Origin of the sequence: Celeribacter sp. SCSIO 80788 (assembly GCF_051054295.1) — a bacterium.
Classification (GTDB): Bacteria; Pseudomonadota; Alphaproteobacteria; order Rhodobacterales; family Rhodobacteraceae; genus Celeribacter.
This window is the reverse complement of the sequence record NZ_CP150482.1, coordinates 3,350,623-3,373,241: the sequence shown is the minus strand read 5'-3', so window position 1 is coordinate 3,373,241 and position 22,619 is coordinate 3,350,623. Positions and strand designations below refer to the sequence as shown.

Sequence of the window (22,619 nt, the reverse complement as noted above, 5' to 3'; positions counted from 1 at the left end):
AACACGCACACAAGACTGTATACAACCGCACAGGCTTCTATGAGAAAAATCGCCGGGATATGCCTGTTTTTTGCACAGACGCCAACATTCTTGTCACTTTACTGCGCAGGTTGCCAAAGCGGGATCGTCCGAACTGCGCAAAATGATTCCATCCCATCCGGCGAAATCCGTTCGCGATACTGCCCCCGCGCATTTCACGCGTATCTAAACCGAATATTAGGAGCTTGCTGCCACCGTCCACGCATCTTCCAAGACGGCTCAGGCGGGGCATCGCATGAAAAACTGGATCGGTAATCTTCTGGGATCGGTCGCGGCCAAGATCCTCGGTATCCTCTTCGCGCTTGTCGGCACGACACTGGCCGCCATTCTGGTCTCCGGCTCCCTGATTTCCACGATCCGGGACGAGACGGATCGCTTGGTCAGCGACTCGCTCCCACCGCTTCAGATCGCCGCTGGCATCTCCAACGCCGTGTCCGACCTCAAGACCGGCATCGGCACGCTGTCCGGCACAACCGCCCAGAATGAGATCGAGGGGGCTATCGCCAATCTCGAAAGCGACGCAGCGACGCTCGATCAGAGGCTCCAGCAGGTCGATCACACCGCCTATCCGAGCCTCAACGAGGACATGCAGACGCTGAACGCCGACATCGCCACGCTCAACGACGCCCGTCGTCGCGAACTCGAAGCTCAGGCGCGGAACCTGAAGGCCCAGAGCCAGCTCAACGCAGATTCGCGCGCGCTCGGTGAAATGTTGCAGACACAGATCAGCCAGGCGTCCTTCGCCCTGCTTCTGGCCGGAAACGACGCCTCGTCCGCCACGAACCGCAACCTGAGCCAATTGCTGCAACGCGATGTCGAGGCCCTGAAACTGGCCCTGATGTTCAAGGCCGAGCTGAACCTCTCCGTCGGGCTGACCCAGACACTCCTGGAAACCAATGATTTCGGTATCCGCACCGAGGTTCTGGACCAAACCCGTGCCGCCCATGAGCGCATCGAGGCCTTGCTCAAGGATATGACAGCCAATGATACAGTGCAGGGAAAGGTGCCGGAACTGCGCGAGGCGCTGACTTTTCCGTCCGGGTTTCTCGACCTCTCGCCTGCAGACATGAAAATCCGCGCGCGCCTCCTGCATCAGGCACAGGATGAGTTGAACACCCTGTCGAGCGAGCTTGTGGATCACGTGCTCTTCACCCTGGACATGGAAAGCGCCGACGCGCTCAGCAAGAATGAGGTCGTGCTCCGCACCCTGCTCGACAAGGATGTGCGCAACATCACCGATCTGGCGCGGCTCGACAGCACAGCAAAGACCATTTTGATCAAGGCCATGCAGGGTGCGGCCTCGGTCGAAACCGGCGCCGTGCTCAGCCTTCAGGCGGAAATCGACAAGCTCACCCCCGAATTGCGCGCCCGCAGCGTAACCCTGCCCGAGGACTTCAAGGGGCTGATCGCCTCCGTTTTACGGGAAACAGATCCGCAAACCGGCCTGCTGCACGCCCGCGCAGAGGTGCTTGAAGCGCGCAGATCCGGATTGACCGCGAGTGCGGATGTTGCTTCGGGTTTGCTGCGCATTTCCGACGCGGTGATCACGATTTCGGACGCCTCGCTCTTCGGCATCGCAACCGCCAGCCAGACCCTGACGACCACGGCGGAACATGCACAGAAGACCATGAACGGGATCGCTGTCATTGCCGTTGTGATCGTACTGATCGCGCCGATCCTGACCTACATGTTCATCATGCGCCCGCTCACCGCCGTCACCGCCCGCACCGAGCGTCTTGCCATCGGCGATATGTCGGACATACGCCGTGTTGGCGGTCGCTACGGTGAAATCGCCCGTCTGTTCGCTGCGCTCTCCGTCTTCCGCAACAACCTCGTCGAGAAGGAGCGCATGGAAACGGAAGCCCACGCACGTCAACTGCGCGAAGATCAGGCCAAAGCACAGGCGGAGAAAGAAACCCACGACCGCGAGGCCGCCGAACGCGCGCGTCAACAGGAACAGGCCGAACGTGACCACGCACGCGATGCGCGCAACGAGGCGGAACGTCAGGCGATCGAGGCCAAAGCCGCAGCCGAGCGTCAGGCTCGTCATGCCGAACAGACCCATGTCGTCGGCGCACTGGCCGAAGGCCTGCGCAGGCTGTCACAAGGCGACGTCCGCCTCACCCTCGACGACGCCTTCCCCGAAAGCTACGAACAATTGCGACAGGACTACAATGCCGCCGTGCTGTCCCTGCGCTCCGTGATTGGGCGCCTGTCCGGCACCGCCCGCACGATCCACGGAAATTCCGGCGAAATTTCCAATGCCGCCAAGGATCTCTCGCACCGCACCGAGCGTGCCGCCTCGATGCTGGGAGAAACCGCCGCCGCACTGACCCAACTGACTGCGTCCGTCAAATCCGCTGCCGATGGCGCGGCTCTGGCCAACCGGACCGTGACGGGGTCGAAATCCAACGCGCAATCGGCGAGCAAGGTCGTACAGGAAGCGATCTCCGCCATGGACGCCATCTCCGAATCCTCGGATAAAATCTCCAGGATCATCTCCGTCATCGACGACATCGCGTTCCAGACCAACCTTCTTGCCCTGAACGCCGGCGTCGAAGCGGCCCGTGCAGGCGAGGCCGGGCGCGGCTTTGCCGTCGTCGCCTCCGAGGTTCGTGCACTTGCGCAACGCTCCTCCGAAGCCGCCCGCGAAATCAACACCCTGATCTCCGTCTCCGGGCAACAGGTCGACCGCGGCGTCTCACTGGTCGATCAGACCGGCGACGCGTTGCGCTCCATCGTCGAAGATGTCAGCGCCATCTCCCAGCATATGTCGGAAATCGCCACATCCGCAGAAGAACAATCCGCAGGCATCTCCGAGATCAACGCCGCAGTGAGCAATCTGGACCAAACCACCCAACAAAACGCCGCGATGTTCGAACAAACCACGGCTGCCAGTCTTTCGCTGACACAAGAAGCCACGATGCTCACTCAGATCGTCTCGAAATTCGTGCTGGACTACAGCGTTATCCAGTCTGAAACCGAAGGCGACCGCCACACTCTGAGCAAGGCGTCCTGAGGCGATCAGGGGCGGCATGCCGGGCCTTTGTGCACAGCCTGTCGCAAATTCGGCGACATATTCAAAGAACTTCATGAAATTTAGAGAAAGGCTTGATAGAGCCGAAAGAAATAGACGAGGTTTCGAAATGGTTTTGCCAATCGAAAACCCCAGACACAGCAAGGATTGCACGTGACGATATTTGAGAATGTCCCCTTCGATGAACTCGAAGTCGGGATGGAAGCCGAGAACCGCCGCCTCTGTGTGGCAGACGACCTCTATGTCTTTGCCCATGCCTCTGGCAATCTCAACCCTCTGCATCTGCCACATGAAGACGGGGACAAGGATGGCAAGCCGGAAGCCGTCGCTCCGTCCTTCTGGGTCGCCTCACAGATTTCTTCCGTGCTGGGCAACAAGCTTCCGGGGCCGGGCACGCTTTATAAATCCCAGAACCTGAGGTTCCTCGGCCGGGCACATGCCGGCGACGAGCTCGTCGCGCGCGTCAAACTGATCCGCAAGACCGACGCTGGCAGCGCGGTTTTCGAAACCTCGGTCACGCTGGCGGACGGCACCGTGCTTGTGGAAGGAGAGGCGGAAGTTTTCGCCCCGACCGAAAAGCATAGCTTCGACATCCATGACGTCCCGGGCCTGACCGTCGAAAGCCATCGCCACTTCGACAAGCTGCTCGAAATGGCCGAGGCCCTTCCCGCCGTGCGCATGGCCGTCGTCGCACCGGAAGAGGAAAATTCCCTGCGCGGTGCGTTGATGGCCGCCAAACACACTTTGATCGTGCCCATTCTGATCGGCAGCGAGACGAAAATTCGGTCCGTTGCCGAACAAAACGGGTTGTCCCTCGACGGTGTCGAGATCGTGGATTGCCCCAGCCACCCGGAGGCCGCGCAAATGGCCGTCACTATGGTGTATGAGGGCCGCGCCAGCGCCATCATGAAGGGGCATCTGCACACAGACGATCTTTTGCGCCCGATTCTGCGCTCGAGCGGCGGGCTGAAAACCGGTCGCCGGATCAGCCATATCTTCGTGATGGACGTCCCCGGCCTCAGCCACCTCCTGCTGGTGACCGATGCGGCGATCAACATCGCACCCGATCTGCCGACCAAGGTCGATATCGTGCAAAACGCCATCGACCTTGCGCAAAGCCTCGGGATCGAAACGCCCAAGGTCGGGGTGCTCTCGGCGGTGGAAACCGTGAACCCGAAAATCCCCTCGACCCTCGATGCCGCCGCCTTGTCGAAAATGGCCGACCGAGGCCAGATCACCGGCGGCATGGTCGATGGCCCGCTCGCGATGGACAATGCCGTCAGCCTCGCGGCGGCCCGGACCAAAGGGCTCAAAAGCTCGGTTGCCGGACAGGCGGAAATCCTCGTCGCTCCGAATCTGGAGAGCGGCAATATGCTGGCCAAGGAGTTGTCCTTTATCGCCCATTCCGAAGCGGCAGGTGTCGTCATCGGCGCACGTTGTCCGATCGTGCTGAACTCGCGGTCAGACAGCGACAAATCCCGCCTCGCCTCCTGCGCCGTCGCCGCCCTCCACGCACAACGGGTCGGGGTGAAACTCTGATGGGACAGCGCATTCTGACGGTCAATGCCGGGTCCTCCTCGGTCAAATTCGCACTCTACAAAACGGCGGATACGCCAGAGTGCATTGCGCGCGGACAGGTTCAGGGGATCGGCTCAACGCCGAGTTTTCAATTCAAATCCGGCGGACCGAAGGGGTCGGATCCGATTGACGCCACGGATCAGGGACGCGCGCTCGAGGTCATTCTCGGCAAGATCACCCCTCTTCTCGACGGTCAGGAGGTGGCGGGTGTCGGGCATCGGATCGTCCATGGTGGCCCGCTGCGTGCCACTCCCACGGAGTTAACCGACGAGGTGATGGCCGATCTCGCCACCTTCAACCCGCTTGCCCCCCTGCACCAACCTCACAACCTCTCGGCAGTGATGGCGGCGAAACGCGCCTTTCCCTATGCGCTACAAATCGGCTGTTTCGACACCGCGTTTCACCGCAATCACCCATGGGAAAACGACATCTACGCAATCCCACGGAAATTCTACCAACAGGGCATCAAGCGCTACGGGTTTCACGGGCTGAGCTACGATTACGTTTCGCATCAGCTCATCCGCGAACGCCCCGATCTGCATGGCAAACGGATCATCATCTGCCATCTCGGCAGCGGCGCGTCGATCTGTGCCGTCAATGGCGGCCATTCGATTTCGTCCTCCATGGGGTTTTCGCCGCTCGACGGCATCCCGATGTCGACCCGCTCCGGTCATCTCGACCCCGGCATTCTGCTCTACCTTCTGGAGACCGAAGGCATGACACCACAGGAGCTGACCCATATGCTCTATTACGAATCCGGGCTTTTGGGCCTGTCGGGTATCAGCCATGACATGCAGGTGCTGGAGGCCTCCGACGCGCAGGGCGCGAAAGACGCGGTCGAGTATTTCGTCTACCGGGTCCGGCGCGAAATCGGCGCAATGGCCGCCACGCTTTCGGGCATTGACGCGCTGGTGTTCTGTGGTGGCATTGGGGAGAATTCCCCCAACATCCGCCAACAGATCATCGAACGCCTCGGCTTTCTGGGGATCGTCCCCGACGTTGAAGCCAACGCGCGAAACGCCAAGGAAATCGCAAAAGGACCGACACCTGTCTTCGTGCTTCCGACCGATGAGGAACAGGTGATCGCCGACGCCGTGGCGAAAGCCCTGTCCCCCGCGCATTAACCGTCCGACGCCCGGAGCACGCGCGCCGGGCGGACCTGCATCGCGCGCCACGAAAACCAAAGCGAGGTGAGCGAAGTCATCGCGACACCTCCGAGAACAATCCAGAGTGCCGCGCCCACAGAGAGGCTAAACTCCGCCTCCATCACGTAATGGATGACCGCCCAAGCGCCAATCGCCCCGGTGATCAGCGCCACGAGACCCGCTCCGACACCGAGGATCAGCGCACGCAGGGCGAAACTCGCGAGGATTTTGCCGCGCGTTGCACCAAGCGTTTTGAGAACCGCCGCTTCATAGCGCCGCCGGTCTTCGCCCGCCGCCGCAGCCCCGATCAAAACAATCGCGCCCGTGATCAAGGTCGCGGTCGCGCCGAGCGTCGTGGCGGCGGCAATGCTTTGCAGGATGGCCACAACCCGGTCGATCGCATCGCGCACCCGGATGGTGGTGATGTTGGGATAGGCCTTGGCCAAATCCCGGATCAACGGGGCCTCCGCCGCCGGTTCGGCATAGATCGTGGCGATCCATGTATGCGGCGCGCCGGCAAGAGCCGCCTCGTTCATCGTCAGGATAAACCCCATCCCGGCGCTTGAAAAATTCACATCCTGAAACGAGGTGATCCGCCCAGTGATGTCCCGCGCGAGGATGTTGATCGTGATCGTATCCCCAAGTTTCAGCCCCATTTCCTCGCCTTCCTTGGCGGCAAAACTGATCTGTGGCTCGGTGTCATCGGGCGACCACCACGCCCCGGACATCACTTTGACATTGCTCGGTTTATGGCCCGCATAGGTCACACCCCGATCGCCCCGCAGAACCCAGTGCGGCCCGGCCACCGCCTCGGCATCCTGACCGTTGATCTTGGTGATCAACCCGCGCAGCATCGGCGCGCTTTGAAACCGCGACACGCCGGGATCGCTTTTGACCCGCTCGGTCAGCCCGTCGATCTGGTCCGGTTGAATATCGACGACGTAATAGGAGGGTGCGCGATCCGGCAAATCGCGCGCAATCGCACCGCGCATATTGGCGTCGATCTGACCGATGGCGGAGAGGACCGTAAGCCCGAGGCCCAGCGACAGCACGACAGACACCGCCTCGCTCCCCGGTCCGCCGACAGAGCCAAGCGCGAGGCGGAACGCAAGATTGCGGCGCAGCGATTTCCACCGGGTCAGGCGACGCGACAGACGCGCCAAACCACGGCCAGAGAGGACGAGCGCAGCAAAAGCGACGGCCAGGCCGAGGAAGGTCCAGAGCACCAGCCGGACATTGTCGGAAAAGACCGCAGCGCAGAGAACGAGCGTTGCGAGGAGCAGAAGCATCGTCAGAAGATAGGGCCAGCGGGGCAGCCCCTTCAGCCCGAAGAGGGCGTCGCGATACAAGGCCGCCGGGCGGATACGTTCGGCCCGCGACAGCGGCCAAAGGACGAAGACGGCACTCGCAAGACCGCCGTAAAGCGCGGCCTCCAGCAGAGGTGCGATCTGTACGCCCCGCTCCACCGGCACCGGTAAAAGTGTCTGAATAAACGGCATCGCAAAGAGCGGGACCAGCCCGCCAAGGATCACGCCGACGAGGATCGCGCCCCCGGCCAAGGCACTGATCTGCAACAGATAGGTGAGGAAAATCACCCGCCGGGTCGCGCCGAGGGTCTTGAGCGTAGCGATCACGGCAATCTTGCGGTCGAGATAAGCGCGCACCGCCGCAGACACCCCCACGCCACCAACCGCCAGCCCGGCAAGACCCACGAGAACCAAAAAGGAGCCGAGCTGTTCGACGAAACGATTGACGCCCGGGGCGCCGTTTCGGGCATCGCGCCAGCGGAAGGCGCCCTCTGCCACCTCCGCCTCGGCACGGGCCTTGAGCACATCGAGATCGGTGCCTTCCGGCAGATCGAGACGATAAGCGCTCTCGAACAGGGTGCCGGGGGCGAGCAATGTGCTGTTTTCAAGCGCTGCAAGCGCCACGATGCTGCGCGGCCCAAGCGTAAACCCCGCCCCCGCCCCATCCGGTTCACGGGTCAGTTCGGCCATGACGACAAAGGGCACATCGCCGATACGCACCTCATCGCCAAGCGAGAGGCCCAGCCGCTCCTTGAGCACCGGATCGAGCACAATCCCCGGCAGATCGCCCTGCCCGGCGAGCGCCTGAGCCAAGGGCATGTCGGGGGTCAGCCCCACGCTTCCGACCAAGGGATAGGCGCCATCCACGGCTTTCACCTGTGTCAATGCGCGTTCATCGCCGAGGCTGAGCATGGACCGGAAATCGGCAATCTCGGACAAGCGTTCGGAATGGGCCGCCATCCAGCCCCGCTCTTCGAGCGTGGCGAAGCGATAGGTGAATTCCATCTCCGCATCGCCCCCCAAAAGCGAAGCGCCTTCGCGGGCGAGGCCCTTGGAAATACTGTCGCGGACAGACGTGACCGCAGCGATGGCGGCAACGCCCAAGAGGAGACACAGGATCAGAATGCGAAAACCGCGCACGCCCGCCCGCAGCTCTCGCCACGCGATGACAAACGCCATCCGCAAGTCGACCCCGAGGCTCACGCCGGAACCTCCGTCTCCAACTGCCCGTCCCGCAACCGGATCACCCGGTCACAGCGCCCGGCAAGCTCGGGCGAGTGCGTCACCATCACAAGCGTCGCGCCATAACGGTCGCGCAGCCCCATCAGAAGCTCCATGATCGCCTCGCCCGTTGCGCCATCGAGATTGCCGGTCGGCTCATCGGCCAACAAAATCTCCGGGCGCGGGGCGGAGGCGCGGGCCAGGGCCACGCGCTGTTGCTCGCCACCGGACATTTGCGCCGGATAATGATCGAGACGCGTGCCAAGACCAACCGCTTCCAGCTCCGCCTGCGCGCGTTCGAACGCATCGGGCACACCGGCCAGTTCGAGAGGGATGGCAACGTTTTCCAAAGCGGTCATTGTCGGAATAAGGTGGAAGGATTGGAACACCACCCCCATATGATCCCTGCGAAAGCGCGCCAGCTCGTCCTCGTTCATCGCGGTCAGATCGCGCCCAAGCACGGAAATCGTCCCGGCGCTGGCCATCTCAAGCCCGCCCAACAACATGAGGAGAGAGGATTTGCCCGATCCCGAAGGCCCGATGAGCGCAAGCGTTTCGCCGCCCGCGACCTGCAATGAAATGCCCCGCAAAATCTCGACCCGGCCCGCGTTGCCATCGAGGGTGAGGCGGGCGTCTTTCGTGGCAATGATCGGGTCCATGGGCGTCCTTTCGCGTGTCTCCGAAAAATATGGGGTTGCGCGCCACATCGGCAAGCGTGGTCTCGGTCTTTTGGCTCCGGTATCTCTGATCCTTTGGGCCACGACCGCCGCAGCCGACCCCGTGCGCATCGCCGCCCTGGGCGACAGCCTGACGCAGGGCTATGGCTTGATGGCGCAGGATGGCTTTACCGCTCAATTACAAAACTGGCTCGACGCCCATGAAGTGGACGCAACCATCGTCAACGCGGGCGTCTCGGGCGACACCACGGCAGGCGGGCTGTCGCGGGTCGACTGGACATTGACGCCGGACATTGGCGCGATGATCGTGGCGCTTGGCGGCAATGACCTGTTGCGCGGCCTCTCCCCCGATCTGACCCGCACCAATCTCGCGGGCATTCTCGATGCCGCAAAGGCGAAAGACATTCCCGTGTTGCTCGTCGGCATGCAGGCCCCCGGCAATTACGGGGCGGACTACAAGACCGCTTTCGATGCGATCTATCCGGATTTGGCCGCAGACTATGACACGCTCTATTTCGAAGGGTTCCTCGAGCCCCTGACCGAATTGGGGCCGTGGGATCAGATCTTGAAAACAGAGATGCAGGCCGATGGCATCCACCCGAATGCGAAGGGCGTGGCGGTCATCGTCGAGGCCATGGGACCGACGGTTGCCGAACTGGCGACCCTCGCCGATTAAGGCTTGGGGTGGTCGTCATATTCGCCGGTGAGGATGCGCTGCGCATCCCCGTCCGGGTCGTCATATTGCCGCGACCGGATCGACCAGAAAAACCCTGCAAGCCCAAGCCCGCCGAGAAAGATCGAGATCGGGATGAGATAGACGAGAACGTTCATGATTTCCCTCTGAGCCGGAGCGCGTTGAGCGACACGGTAATCGAACTCGCGGACATCGCCAAGGCCGCAGCCAAGGGTGTTGCATAACCTGCAAGCGCGACCGGAATGGCGACGAGGTTGTAGAGCGTCGCGATGTTGAAGTTTTCCTTGATCCGGCGGGTTGCAGACACGGACACCCGCGTCGCCTCACCGATGGGGGCAAGCGATTTGCCCAAAAGCACCATGTCCGACACCACGCGCGTCGCCTCCAGAGCGGAGGCGGGCGAGATCGACACATGAGCGGCGGCAAGCGCTGCGGTGTCGTTGAGACCGTCTCCGACCATCAGGACCTTGCGACCCGAACGGGTCAGTTCCGCCACGCGCAGCGCCTTGGCCTCGGGCAGGCATTCCGCGTCCCATGCATCAATGCCGATCCGATGCGCAATGTCCGCAACAGCGGCGGGCGCATCGCCGGAGAGCAGCACAACATCCATGCCCTGACGTTTGAGCGCCGCAACGGCATCTGCCGCACCTTCGCGCAGATGGTCGATGAAGGCGAAGGCAATCGGCGCCTCCTCCCCGATCTTGAGATAGGTCGCGGTTTGCGACATCGCGACGGCATCGAGCCATGTGGCGCGCCCCAGACGTACGGCCTGATCGCCCAAACGGCCCTCAACGCCCTGCCCCGGCACTTCGCGAATATCCGCAACCGGAGCGGGCACGATATCGGCGGCGCGCGCGGCCTCAAACAGCGCGCTTGAAAGCGGATGGGCGGACCCGGCGGCCAGAGCCATGGCGACAGAGCGGGCATGCAGAGGGATCTCGCGAAGGTTTGCAAGCTCCGGCTTGCCCTCGGTCAGCGTGCCGGTTTTGTCGAACACCACCGTGTCGACCTCGGCCAGCCGCTCGATGGCCGTCGCGGATTTGATCAACATCCCCGCCCGGAACAGACGCCCGGAGGCGGCAGTCGTTACGGCAGGCACGGCAAGGCCAAGTGCACAGGGGCAGGTGATGATCAGGACCGCGACCGCGACGTTGATGGAATGACGCAGATCGCCGGTCGCCACGATCCAACCGACGAAGGCCGCCAGTGCCAGAAGGTGCACGGTAGGGGCGTAAATCTGCGCAGCGCGGTCGGCAAGCGAAGTATATTTGTTGCGCGAGGTTTCGGCCATGGCCACAAGATCGGCCATGCGGTGCAGCGAACTGTCCTCGCCCGCGGCGGTGACGCGCACCACGAGCGGACCGGTCAGATTGACCTCGCCTGCGGAAACAATGCTGTCGACACCCGTCTCAACCGGAAGACTTTCCCCGGTCAGAAGCGAGCGATCCAGCTCGGAGGCCCCCTCAACTACGATCCCGTCAACCGGCACACGCGCGCCCGGAACGACGCGGACAAGCGCTCCTTTGGCCAGATCCTTGATCGAAATCACCGTGCCGTCCACGAGCGTTACACGCGGCACTTCGAGGGCAGCGAGTTCTTCGGCGGCGGAGCGCGCAACGGATCGGGTGCGGTAATCGAGATAGCGCCCGGCCAGAAGGAAGAAGGTCAGCGAAAGCGCTGCGTCGAAATAGGCGTGCTGCCCGGACTCGATCGTCTCGAACAGGGACATCCCGCCTGCGAGGAGGATGGCGAGCGAGATCGGCACATCCATGTTGAGCCGCCTGGCTTTGAGCGCCGTCCAGGCCGAGCCGAAAAACGGCTGTGCCGCATAGGCGATGGCCGGAAGCGCGATGGCGGCGGAGACCCAGTGGAACATATCGCGCGTCACGTCAGACGCCCCGGACCAGACCGCGATGGACAAGAGCATCACGTTCATCATCGCAAAGCCCGACACCGCGATGCGAGTCAGGATGGCTCGGCCTTTTTTGTCGGTCTCGGTGGCAGAAATGGCGCTGGCGTCGAGTTCATAAGCCTCGTAACCCGCCTTGGTCAGCGCACCGATCAGGGCATCGACGGAGACGTCTTCATCCGCTTCGACCTGCGCGCGCTTGAGCGTCAGGTTCACCCGCGCAGCCCGCACGCCCGGCTGTTTGGTCAGCTCGCGTTCGACGCCCGAAATACAGGCCGCGCAATAGATCGCGGGCAGGGACAGCACGAAACGCGCGTCGCGAACGTCCCGCGCGTGTGCCGTTTCCTCGGCGGCCGGAGCGGCCACACAGGCCGGACAGGCCGAGATCTGAACCTCGGACATGGGTGTGCCTTAGCGTTTGACGTGGATGACGATCCGCTGGGTGAAATGCGTTCCATCCAGCGCGGTGGCCGTCATCCGATAGTTCCAGTTGCCCGCGTCCAGCATTCCGGTCCTGGCCACATAGGCCTCACCGTTGAAGCTGAACTCCGGTTGTTGATCGTCCACGACGGTGGTGGCGCGACCCAGAGTGCCGCCAATCTCGGCGACCTCGACGGGCCGACCTTCGGCGTCACGGATAAAGACGAACAGGTGCTCCTGATCGTCCACCGCCTCGACCGTCCAGCCCAGGGCTTCCTGAGCCTGTTTGTCGCGGTTGAAGGTCTGAGAGACGCCATAGGAGTTGGCGGTCTCCAGCCCCGGGAAAGTCTTCACGGCCTGCACGGCCATGAAGATATTGACCCCGATGATCACGGCAAAGGCCGACACCGTTCCGATGAGGACATGTTTGCCCGTGATTTCGCGTGCCATGTTTATTGTCCCTTACCGTTGAACACCGAGTCGACGGAGACCCGTTCGTTGGCAATACCATCTTCGACCCAGAAGGTGAATTCCGTACGGTCGGAAGTGGCCGCTTTGGACCCGGCAGGGGCTTCGACATAGGCGCGCACGATGCGCATCTCATCGGCCTTCACCGCAATCGTATCGCCTGCGGTCGTATCGGAATCCTGCAAGGTTACCGTCAGGGTGTCGTCGCCCGTGACGCTCACACGGAATTCGCGCTCTTCGCCATGCTTGTTGCGCAGGCGCAGGTCGTAAATGTTGCGGATCGCCCCGTCGGATTGCATCACATAGGTCGGGTTACGCACCGGCGCGACGGTCATGTCGATGTCCGCGCGGGCAAACAGCGCCCAGATCAGCGCGACGCCGACACCGGCCCAGAGCACGGTGTAAAGAATGGTGCGTGGACGGAAGATGTGTTTCCACACAGGTTTCGGCGTCTCGCCCGCGATCTCGCGCGGCTCGTCGGTCAGTGCCATGTAATCAATGAGGCCACGCGGCTTGCCGATCTTGTCCATCATCTCGTTACAGGCGTCGATGCAGAGCGCACAGGTGATGCATTCGAGCTGTTGCCCGTCGCGAATGTCGATCCCCATCGGACAGACGTTCACACAAGCCATGCAGTCGATGCAATCGCCAAGCTCGGCGGCGCCTTCGCCCTTGCGGTGTTTGCCCCGCGGCTCGCCGCGCCAATGACGATAGCCGACGGTCAGCGTGTCCTCGTCCATCATCGCGGCCTGAATCCGCGGCCACGGACAGGCGTAGATACAAACCTGCTCGCGGGCGATCCCGCCGAAGAACACGGTGGTCGCAGTCAGGATCGCCATCGTCAGATAGGCCACAGGATGGGCCTGACCGGTCACCAGATCGACCAGCAGCGTCGGCGCATCGGTGAAATAGAACACCCAGGCCCCGCCGGTCGCCAGACCGATCAGAATCCAGACCAGATATTTCTCGATCCGCAGGCGGAACTTGCGGAGGTCCATTTTCTTCTGACGGTGCAGACGCAGGCGGGCGTTGCGGTCGCCCTCGATCCAGCGCTCCGTCAGAATGAACAGGTCGGTCCAGACGGTCTGCGGACAGGCATAACCGCACCAAATCCGCCCGGCGGCGGAGGTGAACAGGAAGAGGCCGAGACCGGCCATGATCAGAAGGCCCGCGATGAAATAGAACTCATGCGGCCAGATCTCGATCCAGAAGAAGAAAAAACGACGGTTCGCGAGGTCGATCAGGATCGCCTGATCCGGCAACTCCGGCCCACGGTCCCAGCGGATCCAGGGCGAAAGGTAGTAAATGCCCAGCATCACGATCATCAGGACCCATTTGAGCGACCGGAATTTCCCCTTCACGCGGCGGGGAAAAATCGGCTCTCGGGAGGAATACAGCTTATGTTCGGGAGAGTTGTCGGTAGAGCTCATGGAGCGTTGCCTTTTCGACTGTTCGCGGGTTTTCCCTTAATGGGGGCGACACTTTTTCACAGCCTTGATGTGCATCAAACTTTTGTGACGGCCGGCTAAAAGGTGCATCAAAAACACGCCTTGGACCTGCGGCATCCTGCCACACAATGTCCGTGAAACTTAAGAGAAAACCGCAGCATGGAGCGCTGCGGTTTGTGTTTGAGGGCACCGACCCTGAAGAAACGCGCGAACAGGATCGAGGGCCGGTGCCGCAACCCGGGCGTTTCCGCCCGGATCTCATGAGCTTATTGCCCGCCGCCCAACTGGTGAACGTAGAGAGCCGCCGCGTTGACCTCGGCTTGCGACAAGCGCAGCCCCCAGGCCGGCATCACGCCGAAACGGGCATAGGTGACCGTTTCATGGATGGTGTCGCGGTTGCCGCCATAAAGCCAGATCGCATCGGTCAGGTTCGGAGCGCCCTGATAGATGTCGCCGGTGCCGTCTTCGCCATGACAGGAGGCACAGTTTTCCTCGAAGACCACAGCGCCATCCGACGCCAGAGCGGCATCGTAGCTGTGACCCGAGATGTTGGTGCCGTCCCCGTCCGGATCGGACAGCGACATCACGAATTCCACCACCTGATCGATCTGCTCGGGTTCGAGCAGTTCGTCGGCACCGAATTTCGGCATCTCGGAATAGCGGGCATCGTCGGTTTCGTTACGAACGCCGTGCTGCACGGTGTAGGCGATCTCGTCGATCGTGCCCCCCCAGAGCCAGTCGTTGTCCAGAAGCGTCGGATAACCCACGTTGCCCTGAGCACCCGAGCCGTGGCACTGCGAACAGTTGGCACGGAACACAGAGGCACCCATGTTGACGGCGTAGTTGTAGACATCGGACCCCGGCATCACCTCGGTCACATCGGCTGCGGCCAGTTCGGCCTCGACACCGGCGTTCATCTCCTCGAAAGAGGCGATTTTCTCGGCGACCTGCGCACGGGTGGACCAGCCGAGCACGCCCTCGGTGGCACCTTTCACCAGCGGCCATGCGGGCATGGCGATGGTATAGCCGATGCCCCAGATGATGCAGATGTACCAGATGATCAGCCACCAGCGCGGGAGCGGATTGTTGTACTCTTCGATCCCGTCCCAGGAATGACCTGTGGTTTCGACTTCTTTCTTACTCATGTCCTCGCCTCCTCTTCGGCGGGTTTGTCTTCATGCCGGAAGATGACGTCGGCCGTGTCGCGATGTTGCTTGCGGGAGCCCGGGCGGAACGCCCAGACCACCGCGGCAACGAAGAACACGAACATGGCCAGCAACACCCAGCTGTCGGCAAATTCGCGAAGGATGTGATAATCCATCTCTTCGATTCCTTAGCGGGACTCATCCGGAGTGAAGGTCGAGAAATCGACCAGGGTGCCCAGCATCTGCATATACGCGATGAGCGCATCCATCTCCGTGATTCCGTCCTGACCGTCGAAGTTCCGCACCTGCGCATTCGGGTAGCGCTCGAGGAGACCCTCGCTGTCGCTCCACGGATCCGCCTGGTTCACGAAGTCCTCTTTCGCGACTTCGATCATCTCGTCGGTGTAGGGCACGCCGACGATGCGGTGGGTTTTCATCAGGTCCTCGATATACTCGGGCTCGATGTAACGGTCCGCCAGGAAGCCGTATTTCGGCATCACCGATTCCGGCACAACGGACTGAGGATTGGTCAGGTGGTCGACATGCCACTCGTCGGAGTAGCGGCCGCCCACACGGGCGAGGTCGGGCCCCGTCCGCTTGGACCCCCACTGGAACGGGTGATCGTATTTCGATTCCGCTGCCAGCGAGTAGTGACCGTAACGTTCCACCTCATCGCGCATCGGGCGGATCATCTGCGAGTGGCAGACATAGCAGCCTTCCCGCACATAGATTTCCCGACCCGTCAGCTCCAGCGGGGAGTAGGGACGCACGCCCTCCACATCCTCGATGGTGTTTTCGAGATAGAACAGCGGTGCGATCTCGACGATCCCGCCGACGGTCACCACCAGAAGCGCACCGACCAGAAGCAGGGTGCCGTTGGTTTCGATGATCTTATGTTTGTCGATAAGAGCCATGTTTGAAACCCTCCCTTATTCAGCCGGAGCCAGAGCCGTCTCGTCCGCTTTCACGGGCGCACGACGCACGGTCATATAGAGGTTGTAGCACATGATCAGCGCACCGGTGAGGTAGAGCACCCCGCCCATCGCACGCACCACGTACATCGGGTGTTTCGCGGCCACGGTGTCGGCAAAGGCGTTCACGAGGAAGCCCTGGCTGTCGACTTCGCGCCACATCAGGCCTTCCATGATGCCCGTGACCCACATCGACGCGGCGTAGAGCACGATGCCGATGGTGGCGAGCCAGAAGTGCCAGGACACGAGACCGAGCGAGTAGAGACGCTGACGGTTCCACAGCGCCGGCACGAGGTAGTAGAGCGCGCCGAAGGTGATCATGCCGTTCCAGCCCAGAGCACCGGAGTGCACGTGACCGATGGTCCAGTCGGTATAGTGAGACAGCGAGTTCACAGCCCGGATCGACATCATCGGACCTTCAAAGGTCGACATGCCGTAGAAGCCGACGGAGATCACCATCATGCGGATCACCGGGTCGGTGCGGAGTTTGTCCCATGCACCCGAGAGCGTCATCAGGCCGTTGATCATGCCACCCCAGGAGGGCATCCACAGGATCACGGAGAACACCATACCCAGCGTCGAGGCCCAGTCGGGCAGCGCGGTGTAGTGCAAGTGGTGCGGACCGGCCCAGATGTAGATGAAGATCAGCGCCCAGAAGTGGATGATCGACAGTTTGTAGGAAAACACCGGACGTTCGGCTTGCTTCGGCACAAAGTAGTACATCATGCCCAGGAAGCCCGCGGTCAGGAAGAAGCCCACGGCGTTGTGGCCGTACCACCACTGCGTCATCGCATCCTGCACGCCGGACATCACCATCACGGAGCGGGAGCCCAGAATGGAAACCGGAATCGCCAGGTTGTTGACGATGTGCAGCATTGCAATGGTCACGATGAAGGACAGGTAGAACCAGTTCGCAACGTAGATGTGCTTTTCCTTGCGGGTGAAGATCGTCCCCATGAAGGCCATCAGATAGGCCACCCAGACGATGGTCAGCCACAGGTCGATGTACCATTCCGGTTCAGCGTATTCCTTGGATTGGGTCACACCCATCACATAGCCGGTTGCGGCCAGCACGATGAACAGGTTGTAGCCCCAGAACACGAACCAACCGAGGTTGCCGCCCCAGAGGCGCGATGCGGAGGTCCGCTGAACCACGTAGAAGGAGGATGCGATCAGGGCGTTGCCGCCGAACGCGAAAATCACCGCAGAGGTGTGCAGCGGACGCAGGCGCCCGAAGTTGCCGTGGCCTTGCAGGAATTCGAAGTTCAACTGCGGAAAGGCGAGCTGAAACGCGATGAACGTCCCGGCGAGAAAGCCGACGACGCCCCAGATGGCCGTCGCGATGACACCCGCGCGCACGACGCCGTCGAGATAGCCGGTCGGAGCCGGTTTGACGTCGCCTGCCACCCGCAGGGTGTAAATAAAGGTCATAGCCGCCGCGGCCATGAAAATGAGCGCGTGCACCTGATAGGCAAAATCACGCCCGTAGTTCGCGGCAAGGCCGAACAGGATCACGGCGATCCCCAGCACTGCCAGCTTGATATAGTTCCACATATTGCGTCCCTTCGTTCCTTTGCCCTCGTCCATAGGGCATAGCCGTCCCGTATTCGACCCACGGGGTTCGACTCCTTGCGATTTGTCTCACATCTTTGTGATGGACATTGATCTGAGTCAAAACACTGCCATTTACGATTTTTATGCGTCGAAATGACAGCAGGCATCTGCATGCCCGCGCCAATCGGTCGCACCCTGTTCGCATGGACAAATTTGCCGCAAAAAAGCTATTCCGAAAACTTATATTTCCAATAGACCTTTACTCTGTGACCAAAACCGCGTTTTTTGTTGATCTCCGTCAAAGCGAGATTTCCTTTGCGGGACCATGATTTCGGCAATGATACACACCACCCGAGGGAGGCGGACATGCCCTTCAAAACCATCACAACCATCATGTGCAACATGGAGGCCGACCGCCACGCTCTGGATGCGGCGGTGGCTCTCGCCCGGAAAGAAGAGGGGCATCTCGATGTGATCTGCCTCGGCCTCGACCGGACGCAACCCGGCTTTTATTACGCCGGCACCAATGCCATGGCGCTTCAGGACAACTTGCAACAGGCCCAGGCCGACAGCAAAAAGATCGAACAAGAGGTCAGCGACTACCTCAAGGCCGAAGAAATTCCGTGGTTCACCAACCCGGTGACGGCGCAAATGGCTGGCCTGACCCCGCAGCTCGCGCATTTCCTGCGCTTCTCCGATGTCGTCGTCCTGCCCCGGCCCTACGGTCAGGGTCGCGGTCACGAACATGAAGAGATTCTCGAAGCCGCCCTGTTCTCCGGCCATGTTCCGGTGCTCGTCGTCCCCGATGGCGTGAACATCCCGGACAACATCGACCGCGTGGTCGTGGCCTGGAACGAAAGCGCCGAAGCCCTCGGCGCGGTGCGTGCCGCTCTGCCGATCCTGCAAAAGGCCGATCTGGTGGACATCACTATCATCGACCCGCCGCAACACGGTCCCGACCGTTCCGATCCGGGCGGCTCGCTTTGCCAGATGCTCGTGCGTCACGGCGTGCGCGCCGAGGTCTCCGTGCTCGCCAAAACCATGCCGCGCATCTCCGACGTGCTCGTGCGTCAGTTGAAAGACAAGGATGCCGACATTCTGGTGATGGGGGCCTATGGCCATTCGCGCTTCCGCGAATCCATCCTCGGTGGCGCAACCCGCCACATGCTCGAACTGGCCGACATTCCGGTTCTGATGTCGCACTGAGACGTTTTCGGGCATAATCCGATCGGCACAGTCCTCCCTCATGTGCCGGTCGGGAACATCAGGCCCAAAAAGAAACCCCGCGGATCACTCTGCGGGGTTTCTTTTTATAATCAAAGCGATGGATCAGACCATCAGCCCACCGTCATTGTCATCGCCAGTCTCGATCTGCAACCGGTCGAAATCGGGAATGATCACCTTGCGCTTGCCTTCGAGCGTGATCACCCCGTCGCGTTTGAGCGCAGAGATTTGCCGCGACACGGTCTCGAGCGTCAGTCCGAGGTAATCGGCCATCGCCTCGCGCGTCAGCGGCAGTTCGAAATCCATCCCATCGCCTGCCGTGGTCAGCGCCAGCGACGCCTCGCGCCGGGCGATGATGGCCAGAAGCGAGGCGATCTTCTCCCGCGCGGTCTTACGCCCGAGAATCAACATCCACTCCCGCGCCGCATCCAATTCGTCGAGCGTCATTTCAAGCAGGCGCTGCGCCACATGCGGCGTGCGGATCATCATCTGTTCGAACGGCTTGCGACGGAAACAGCACAGCGTCAGGTTCGACACCGCCACCACGTCGTAAGGCGCCGCATCGCGACCGGGACGCCCAAGGAAATCCGACGGCAGCAACAGCCCGACCATCTGGGTCCGCCCGTCCTCCATCGCCTGACTGAGCGAGGCCACGCCAGTCACCACCGAGGCCACGAAATCCATCCGGTCGCCGGACCACACGATCGGCTGACCGGCTTCGTAGGAACGATAGTATTTGATCGCATCGAGTTCTTCGAGCTCATCCGCCTCGCAGCGCGCACAGACGGACCGATGCCGGATCGGGCAGGACCCGCACTCTTTATGGTCAAACACAATTTCGTTCATTCGCGCGCTCGCAATTCTTGATCTGGGTCAATGCACCCGATCTTTGATGGGCTACAGCGTATCTCTATGAACAAACACACGCAACTCCGCAAGCTTGGCCTTTTTGACGCTCGTGTCCCCCGGTACACAAGCTACCCAACGGCACCGCATTTTTCCGACACCGTCGGAGGAAATGACGTAGCCGCGTGGCTTTCCGCGCTCAACCCGGCCGAGCCGATCTCTCTCTATGTCCACGTTCCGTTTTGCCGCCGCCTCTGCTGGTTCTGCGCCTGCCGGACTCAGGGCACCACGACAGCCGGACCGGTCGCGGCCTATGTCGAAACGCTGAAAGCGGAGCTTGCGCTTGTGAAGGCGCATTTGCCCGAAGGCATCGAGATCGGCCATCTGCACTGGGGCGGCGGCACGCCAACGCTTCTGGAAGCCGGGATGATCGCCGATCTCTCGGGCGCGATCCACGATCTCGCGCCTTTTGCGCAAGACTACGAGTTCTCTGTCGAAGTCGACCCGAACGAGATCGACGACGCGCGTCTCGATGCGCTCGCCGAAGCGGGGATGAACCGCGCCTCCATCGGCGTGCAGGATTTCGATCCGCAGATTCAGGAAACCATCGGCCGCATTCAGTCCTATGAGACCACGAAAGCCGCCGTCGAGGGCCTCCGCGCCCGTGGCATTCGCTCTCTGAATGCCGACATTCTCTATGGGCTTCCGGGCCAGACCCGGGAGAAAATCTCCGAGAGCGTGCAGAAACTCCTGTCGCTCGCGCCAGACCGGGTGGCGTTGTTCGGCTATGCTCATGTGCCCTGGATGGCCCGGCGGCAGAACATGATCCCGACCGACGAACTTCCGACGCCCGAAGAGCGGCTCGACCTGTTCAACACCGCCCGCGACCTTTTCGTCTGGGACAATTACGCCGAGATCGGCATCGACCATTTTGCGAAAAAGGGCGACGGGCTCGAAGTCGCCCTGCGCACCGGCAAGCTGCGCCGCAATTTCCAGGGCTATACCGACGACAAATGCCCGACCATGGTCGGCATCGGTGCCTCTTCGATTGCGAAATATCCGGGCGGTTATGCCCAGAACCAGCCCTCGACCTCGAAATATCAGGCCGATGTGCGCGCGGGTCTCCTGCCCATCGCCAAGGGCCACCGCTTCACCGAAGAGGACCACCTGCGCGGTCGGATCATCGAGGCGCTGATGTGCGATTTCCGGGTCGAGGCGGCGGAACTGTCTGAGGTCTACGGTCTCACACAGGCGGAATTCAACGACTTCGCGACCAGCGCCGCCGAAGCCTTCCCCGAGATGCTCGACATCTCGTCCGAACGCATCGTGATCCGTGAAGAGGCCCGCCCGCTCACCCGCATGATCGCGCGCCACTTCGATGCCTATGACATGACACAGGCGCAACACTCCTCCGCCGTCTGAGCGCATCACCTCCCAAACGCCGAAAAAGACCCGCCAATAGCGCGGGTCTTTCTCTGTCTGGCCCTTGCCATTGCCGGGGATTTGCAGGACACCCGGCGGACAAACCGGAGACCGATCATGGACATTCTTTCCCGCCTCAAAGCCATTACGCCCCATGTGCTCACGGGCGACGACGCCCTGCCCTATGGCCGCGACTGGGTCGGAAAATATGAAACCTCTCCCTTGGCCGTGGTCCGTCCTCGCACGACCGCCGAGGTTTCCGCCATTCTGGCGCTCTGCCATGAGACCGAAACGCCTGTGGTCCCGATGGGCGGCAACACCGGGCTGACCGGTGCCACCGCCGCAGACGGCGCGCTGATCCTTTCCCTCGACCGGATGCAGACGATCCGCGAGATCCGCCCGGAGGCCCGCATCGCCGTGGTCGAGGCCGGCGTGATCCTACAGGACCTGCACGACGCCGCCGAAGCTCATGGCCTGACCTATCCGATGACCTTCGGCGCGCGCGGCTCCGCCCGGATCGGCGGCACGCTTGCGACCAACGCCGGTGGCTCGAACGTGCTGCGCTATGGCAACACCCGCGATCTGTGTCTCGGCGTCGAGGTGGTTCTGGCCGACGGGCGGGTGCTCGATCTGATGAGCGAGCTGCACAAGGACAATTCGGGCTACGACTTGCGCGATCTGATGATCGGCTCGGAGGGCACGCTGGGCGTCATCACCGCCGCCGTGCTGAAACTCTACCCGGCGCCCAAAGCCCATGCCACGGCCATGGTCACCACCACCGGGCTGTCCGCTGCGCTCAACCTGTTGAACGCGCTCCAGACCCGCACCGGCGGTATGGTCGAGGCCTTCGAGTACATGCCGCGCGGCTATATGGACAATCTCGCCCGCTTCCGCGCCGATCTGACCCCGCCTCTGGGCCACGATCAGGATCACACGATTTTCCTAGAGATCGGCTCCACCATGCTGCGCGATTGCACCCCCGACGAGACCGGGCAGATCCCGCTCGTCAGCCATCTCGAAGAGACGCTGGGCGTGTTGTTCGAAGAGGGTCTGGTGCTCGACGCAGCGCTCGCGCAATCGGAGGCACAGCGCGCGCTGATGTGGGAAATCCGCGAGGCGGCGGCGGAGATTTCCACCGCCGAGAAGCCCGTGGTGATCAACGACCTATGTCTGCCGCTCGACCGGCTCGAGGCTTTCATGGATCAGGCGGAAACGCGTCTGCGCGCGCTCGATCCGGGGTTCAAAACCTGCCCCGTCGCGCATCTGGGCGACGGCAATATTCACTATACCGTGTACCCGAGCACCTATGAGTTGGCCGATCCCCTTATGGAAGAGGTCGAGGAAATCGTGCGCGAAATGGGCGGCAGTTTCTCCGCTGAACACGGCATCGGCCTGTCGAAACTGCCCTCGATGGAGCGCCGCAAGAACCCGGTCGCTCTGGAGATGATGCGCGCGGTGAAAGCAGCGTTTGACCCGAAAGGCATCCTCAACCCCGGAAAAACGCTGCCGTAAGC

18 protein-coding genes are annotated in these 22,619 nt (G+C 61.8%); 7 read left to right on the top strand and 11 right to left on the bottom strand.

Annotated features, from left to right (window positions below):
• The first annotated feature begins 274 nt into the window (after positions 1 to 274).
• The 3 genes from V1471_RS16990 to V1471_RS16980 all read left to right on the top strand — a co-directional run bounded on the left by V1471_RS16990 (position 275) and on the right by V1471_RS16980 (position 5,778).
• Positions 275 to 3,058: a methyl-accepting chemotaxis protein gene (locus V1471_RS16990; RefSeq protein ID WP_434290312.1), complete on the top strand. Its 2,784-nt coding sequence runs from the start codon at positions 275 to 277 to the stop codon at positions 3,056 to 3,058.
• Between the two features lie 216 nt (positions 3,059 to 3,274).
• Positions 3,275 to 4,615, top strand: coding sequence for a bifunctional enoyl-CoA hydratase/phosphate acetyltransferase (locus V1471_RS16985; RefSeq protein ID WP_434290966.1), 1,341 nt, complete (start codon positions 3,275 to 3,277; stop codon positions 4,613 to 4,615).
• The gene (locus V1471_RS16980; protein WP_434290311.1) at positions 4,615 to 5,778 is read left to right on the top strand and encodes an acetate/propionate family kinase; all 1,164 of its coding nucleotides are present in this window, start codon (positions 4,615 to 4,617) and stop codon (positions 5,776 to 5,778) included. Before V1471_RS16985 ends, V1471_RS16980 begins: the two co-directional genes overlap by 1 nt.
• On the opposite strand, the gene V1471_RS16975 is transcribed toward V1471_RS16980, so the two are convergent.
• Positions 5,775 to 8,285, bottom strand: a complete 2,511-nt coding sequence (locus tag V1471_RS16975) for an ABC transporter permease (RefSeq protein WP_434290965.1) — start codon at positions 8,283 to 8,285, stop codon at positions 5,775 to 5,777. The two genes, V1471_RS16980 and V1471_RS16975, sit on opposite strands and share 4 nt — an antisense overlap.
• Positions 8,286 to 8,305: 20 nt before the next feature.
• Positions 8,306 to 8,986, bottom strand: a complete 681-nt coding sequence (locus tag V1471_RS16970) for an ABC transporter ATP-binding protein (protein WP_434290310.1) — start codon at positions 8,984 to 8,986, stop codon at positions 8,306 to 8,308.
• On the opposite strand from V1471_RS16970, the gene V1471_RS16965 reads away from it, so the two are divergent.
• Positions 8,985 to 9,680, top strand: a complete 696-nt coding sequence (locus V1471_RS16965; RefSeq protein WP_434290308.1) for an arylesterase — start codon at positions 8,985 to 8,987, stop codon at positions 9,678 to 9,680. The genes V1471_RS16970 and V1471_RS16965 overlap by 2 nt on opposite strands.
• Here V1471_RS16965 and ccoS read toward each other — a convergent pair.
• The 8 genes from ccoS to ccoN all read right to left on the bottom strand — a co-directional run bounded on the left by ccoS (position 9,677) and on the right by ccoN (position 17,613).
• The gene (gene ccoS / locus V1471_RS16960) at positions 9,677 to 9,835 is read right to left on the bottom strand and encodes a cbb3-type cytochrome oxidase assembly protein CcoS (protein WP_066702757.1); all 159 of its coding nucleotides are present in this window, start codon (positions 9,833 to 9,835) and stop codon (positions 9,677 to 9,679) included. The genes V1471_RS16965 and ccoS overlap by 4 nt on opposite strands.
• Positions 9,832 to 12,009: a heavy metal translocating P-type ATPase gene (locus tag V1471_RS16955; RefSeq protein ID WP_434290307.1), complete on the bottom strand. Its 2,178-nt coding sequence runs from the start codon at positions 12,007 to 12,009 to the stop codon at positions 9,832 to 9,834. Before V1471_RS16955 ends, ccoS begins: the two co-directional genes overlap by 4 nt.
• Before the next feature lie 9 nt (positions 12,010 to 12,018).
• The gene (locus tag V1471_RS16950; RefSeq protein ID WP_434290306.1) at positions 12,019 to 12,477 is read right to left on the bottom strand and encodes a FixH family protein; all 459 of its coding nucleotides are present in this window, start codon (positions 12,475 to 12,477) and stop codon (positions 12,019 to 12,021) included.
• A gap of 2 nt (positions 12,478 to 12,479) precedes the next feature.
• Positions 12,480 to 13,925 carry a cytochrome c oxidase accessory protein CcoG gene (gene ccoG, locus V1471_RS16945; protein WP_434290305.1) on the bottom strand — a complete coding sequence of 482 codons (1,446 nt, stop codon included), beginning with the start codon at positions 13,923 to 13,925 and terminating at the stop codon, positions 12,480 to 12,482.
• Positions 13,926 to 14,209: 284 nt separating this feature from the next.
• The gene (gene ccoP, locus V1471_RS16940; protein ID WP_434290304.1) at positions 14,210 to 15,088 is read right to left on the bottom strand and encodes a cytochrome-c oxidase, cbb3-type subunit III; all 879 of its coding nucleotides are present in this window, start codon (positions 15,086 to 15,088) and stop codon (positions 14,210 to 14,212) included.
• Positions 15,085 to 15,264, bottom strand: a complete 180-nt coding sequence (locus V1471_RS16935; protein ID WP_066702731.1) for a cbb3-type cytochrome oxidase subunit 3 — start codon at positions 15,262 to 15,264, stop codon at positions 15,085 to 15,087. The genes ccoP and V1471_RS16935 overlap by 4 nt, the downstream gene beginning before the upstream one ends.
• A 12-nt stretch (positions 15,265 to 15,276) precedes the next feature.
• The gene (gene ccoO, locus V1471_RS16930) at positions 15,277 to 16,002 is read right to left on the bottom strand and encodes a cytochrome-c oxidase, cbb3-type subunit II (RefSeq protein WP_434290303.1); all 726 of its coding nucleotides are present in this window, start codon (positions 16,000 to 16,002) and stop codon (positions 15,277 to 15,279) included.
• A 15-nt stretch (positions 16,003 to 16,017) separates the two neighbouring features.
• A complete protein-coding gene (gene ccoN, locus V1471_RS16925; protein WP_434290302.1) occupies positions 16,018 to 17,613 on the bottom strand; it encodes a cytochrome-c oxidase, cbb3-type subunit I in 1,596 nt (531 codons plus the stop codon).
• Positions 17,614 to 17,979: 366 nt separating this feature from the next.
• Between ccoN and V1471_RS16920 the strand changes: the two genes are divergently transcribed.
• Positions 17,980 to 18,819 (top strand): universal stress protein, encoded by an 840-nt coding sequence (locus tag V1471_RS16920; protein ID WP_434290301.1) that lies wholly within the window; start codon positions 17,980 to 17,982, stop codon positions 18,817 to 18,819.
• A gap of 123 nt (positions 18,820 to 18,942) precedes the next feature.
• Here V1471_RS16920 and fnrL read toward each other — a convergent pair whose 3' ends face one another.
• The gene (fnrL, locus tag V1471_RS16915; protein ID WP_066702717.1) at positions 18,943 to 19,683 is read right to left on the bottom strand and encodes a transcriptional regulator FnrL; all 741 of its coding nucleotides are present in this window, start codon (positions 19,681 to 19,683) and stop codon (positions 18,943 to 18,945) included.
• Positions 19,684 to 19,749: 66 nt separating this feature from the next.
• Between fnrL and hemN the strand changes: the two genes are divergently transcribed.
• Positions 19,750 to 21,105 (top strand): oxygen-independent coproporphyrinogen III oxidase, encoded by a 1,356-nt coding sequence (hemN, locus tag V1471_RS16910; protein ID WP_434290300.1) that lies wholly within the window; start codon positions 19,750 to 19,752, stop codon positions 21,103 to 21,105.
• A 117-nt stretch (positions 21,106 to 21,222) separates the two neighbouring features.
• Positions 21,223 to 22,617, top strand: coding sequence for an FAD-binding oxidoreductase (locus tag V1471_RS16905; protein WP_434290298.1), 1,395 nt, complete (start codon positions 21,223 to 21,225; stop codon positions 22,615 to 22,617).
• Positions 22,618 to 22,619: the final 2 nt, after the last annotated feature.

Coding starts and splice junctions, on each gene's coding strand:
- ccoS (WP_066702757.1), bottom strand. CDS start 9,835: ATGAACGTTCTCGTCTATCTCATCCCGATCTCGATCTTTCTCGGCGGG.
- fnrL (WP_066702717.1), bottom strand. CDS start 19,683: ATGAACGAAATTGTGTTTGACCATAAAGAGTGCGGGTCCTGCCCGATC.
- V1471_RS16935 (WP_066702731.1), bottom strand. CDS start 15,264: ATGGATTATCACATCCTTCGCGAATTTGCCGACAGCTGGGTGTTGCTG.
- V1471_RS16950 (WP_434290306.1), bottom strand. CDS start 12,477: ATGGCACGCGAAATCACGGGCAAACATGTCCTCATCGGAACGGTGTCG.
- ccoG (WP_434290305.1), bottom strand. CDS start 13,925: ATGAGCTCTACCGACAACTCTCCCGAACATAAGCTGTATTCCTCCCGA.
- V1471_RS16980 (WP_434290311.1), top strand. CDS start 4,615: ATGGGACAGCGCATTCTGACGGTCAATGCCGGGTCCTCCTCGGTCAAA.
- ccoN (WP_434290302.1), bottom strand. CDS start 17,613: ATGTGGAACTATATCAAGCTGGCAGTGCTGGGGATCGCCGTGATCCTG.
- V1471_RS16905 (WP_434290298.1), top strand. CDS start 21,223: ATGGACATTCTTTCCCGCCTCAAAGCCATTACGCCCCATGTGCTCACG.
- V1471_RS16965 (WP_434290308.1), top strand. CDS start 8,985: ATGGGCGTCCTTTCGCGTGTCTCCGAAAAATATGGGGTTGCGCGCCAC.
- V1471_RS16990 (WP_434290312.1), top strand. CDS start 275: ATGAAAAACTGGATCGGTAATCTTCTGGGATCGGTCGCGGCCAAGATC.
- V1471_RS16920 (WP_434290301.1), top strand. CDS start 17,980: ATGCCCTTCAAAACCATCACAACCATCATGTGCAACATGGAGGCCGAC.
- V1471_RS16970 (WP_434290310.1), bottom strand. CDS start 8,986: ATGGACCCGATCATTGCCACGAAAGACGCCCGCCTCACCCTCGATGGC.
- V1471_RS16975 (WP_434290965.1), bottom strand. CDS start 8,285: ATGGCGTTTGTCATCGCGTGGCGAGAGCTGCGGGCGGGCGTGCGCGGT.
- ccoP (WP_434290304.1), bottom strand. CDS start 15,088: ATGAGTAAGAAAGAAGTCGAAACCACAGGTCATTCCTGGGACGGGATC.
- hemN (WP_434290300.1), top strand. CDS start 19,750: ATGAACAAACACACGCAACTCCGCAAGCTTGGCCTTTTTGACGCTCGT.
- ccoO (WP_434290303.1), bottom strand. CDS start 16,002: ATGGCTCTTATCGACAAACATAAGATCATCGAAACCAACGGCACCCTG.
- V1471_RS16955 (WP_434290307.1), bottom strand. CDS start 12,009: ATGTCCGAGGTTCAGATCTCGGCCTGTCCGGCCTGTGTGGCCGCTCCG.
- V1471_RS16985 (WP_434290966.1), top strand. CDS start 3,275: ATGGAAGCCGAGAACCGCCGCCTCTGTGTGGCAGACGACCTCTATGTC.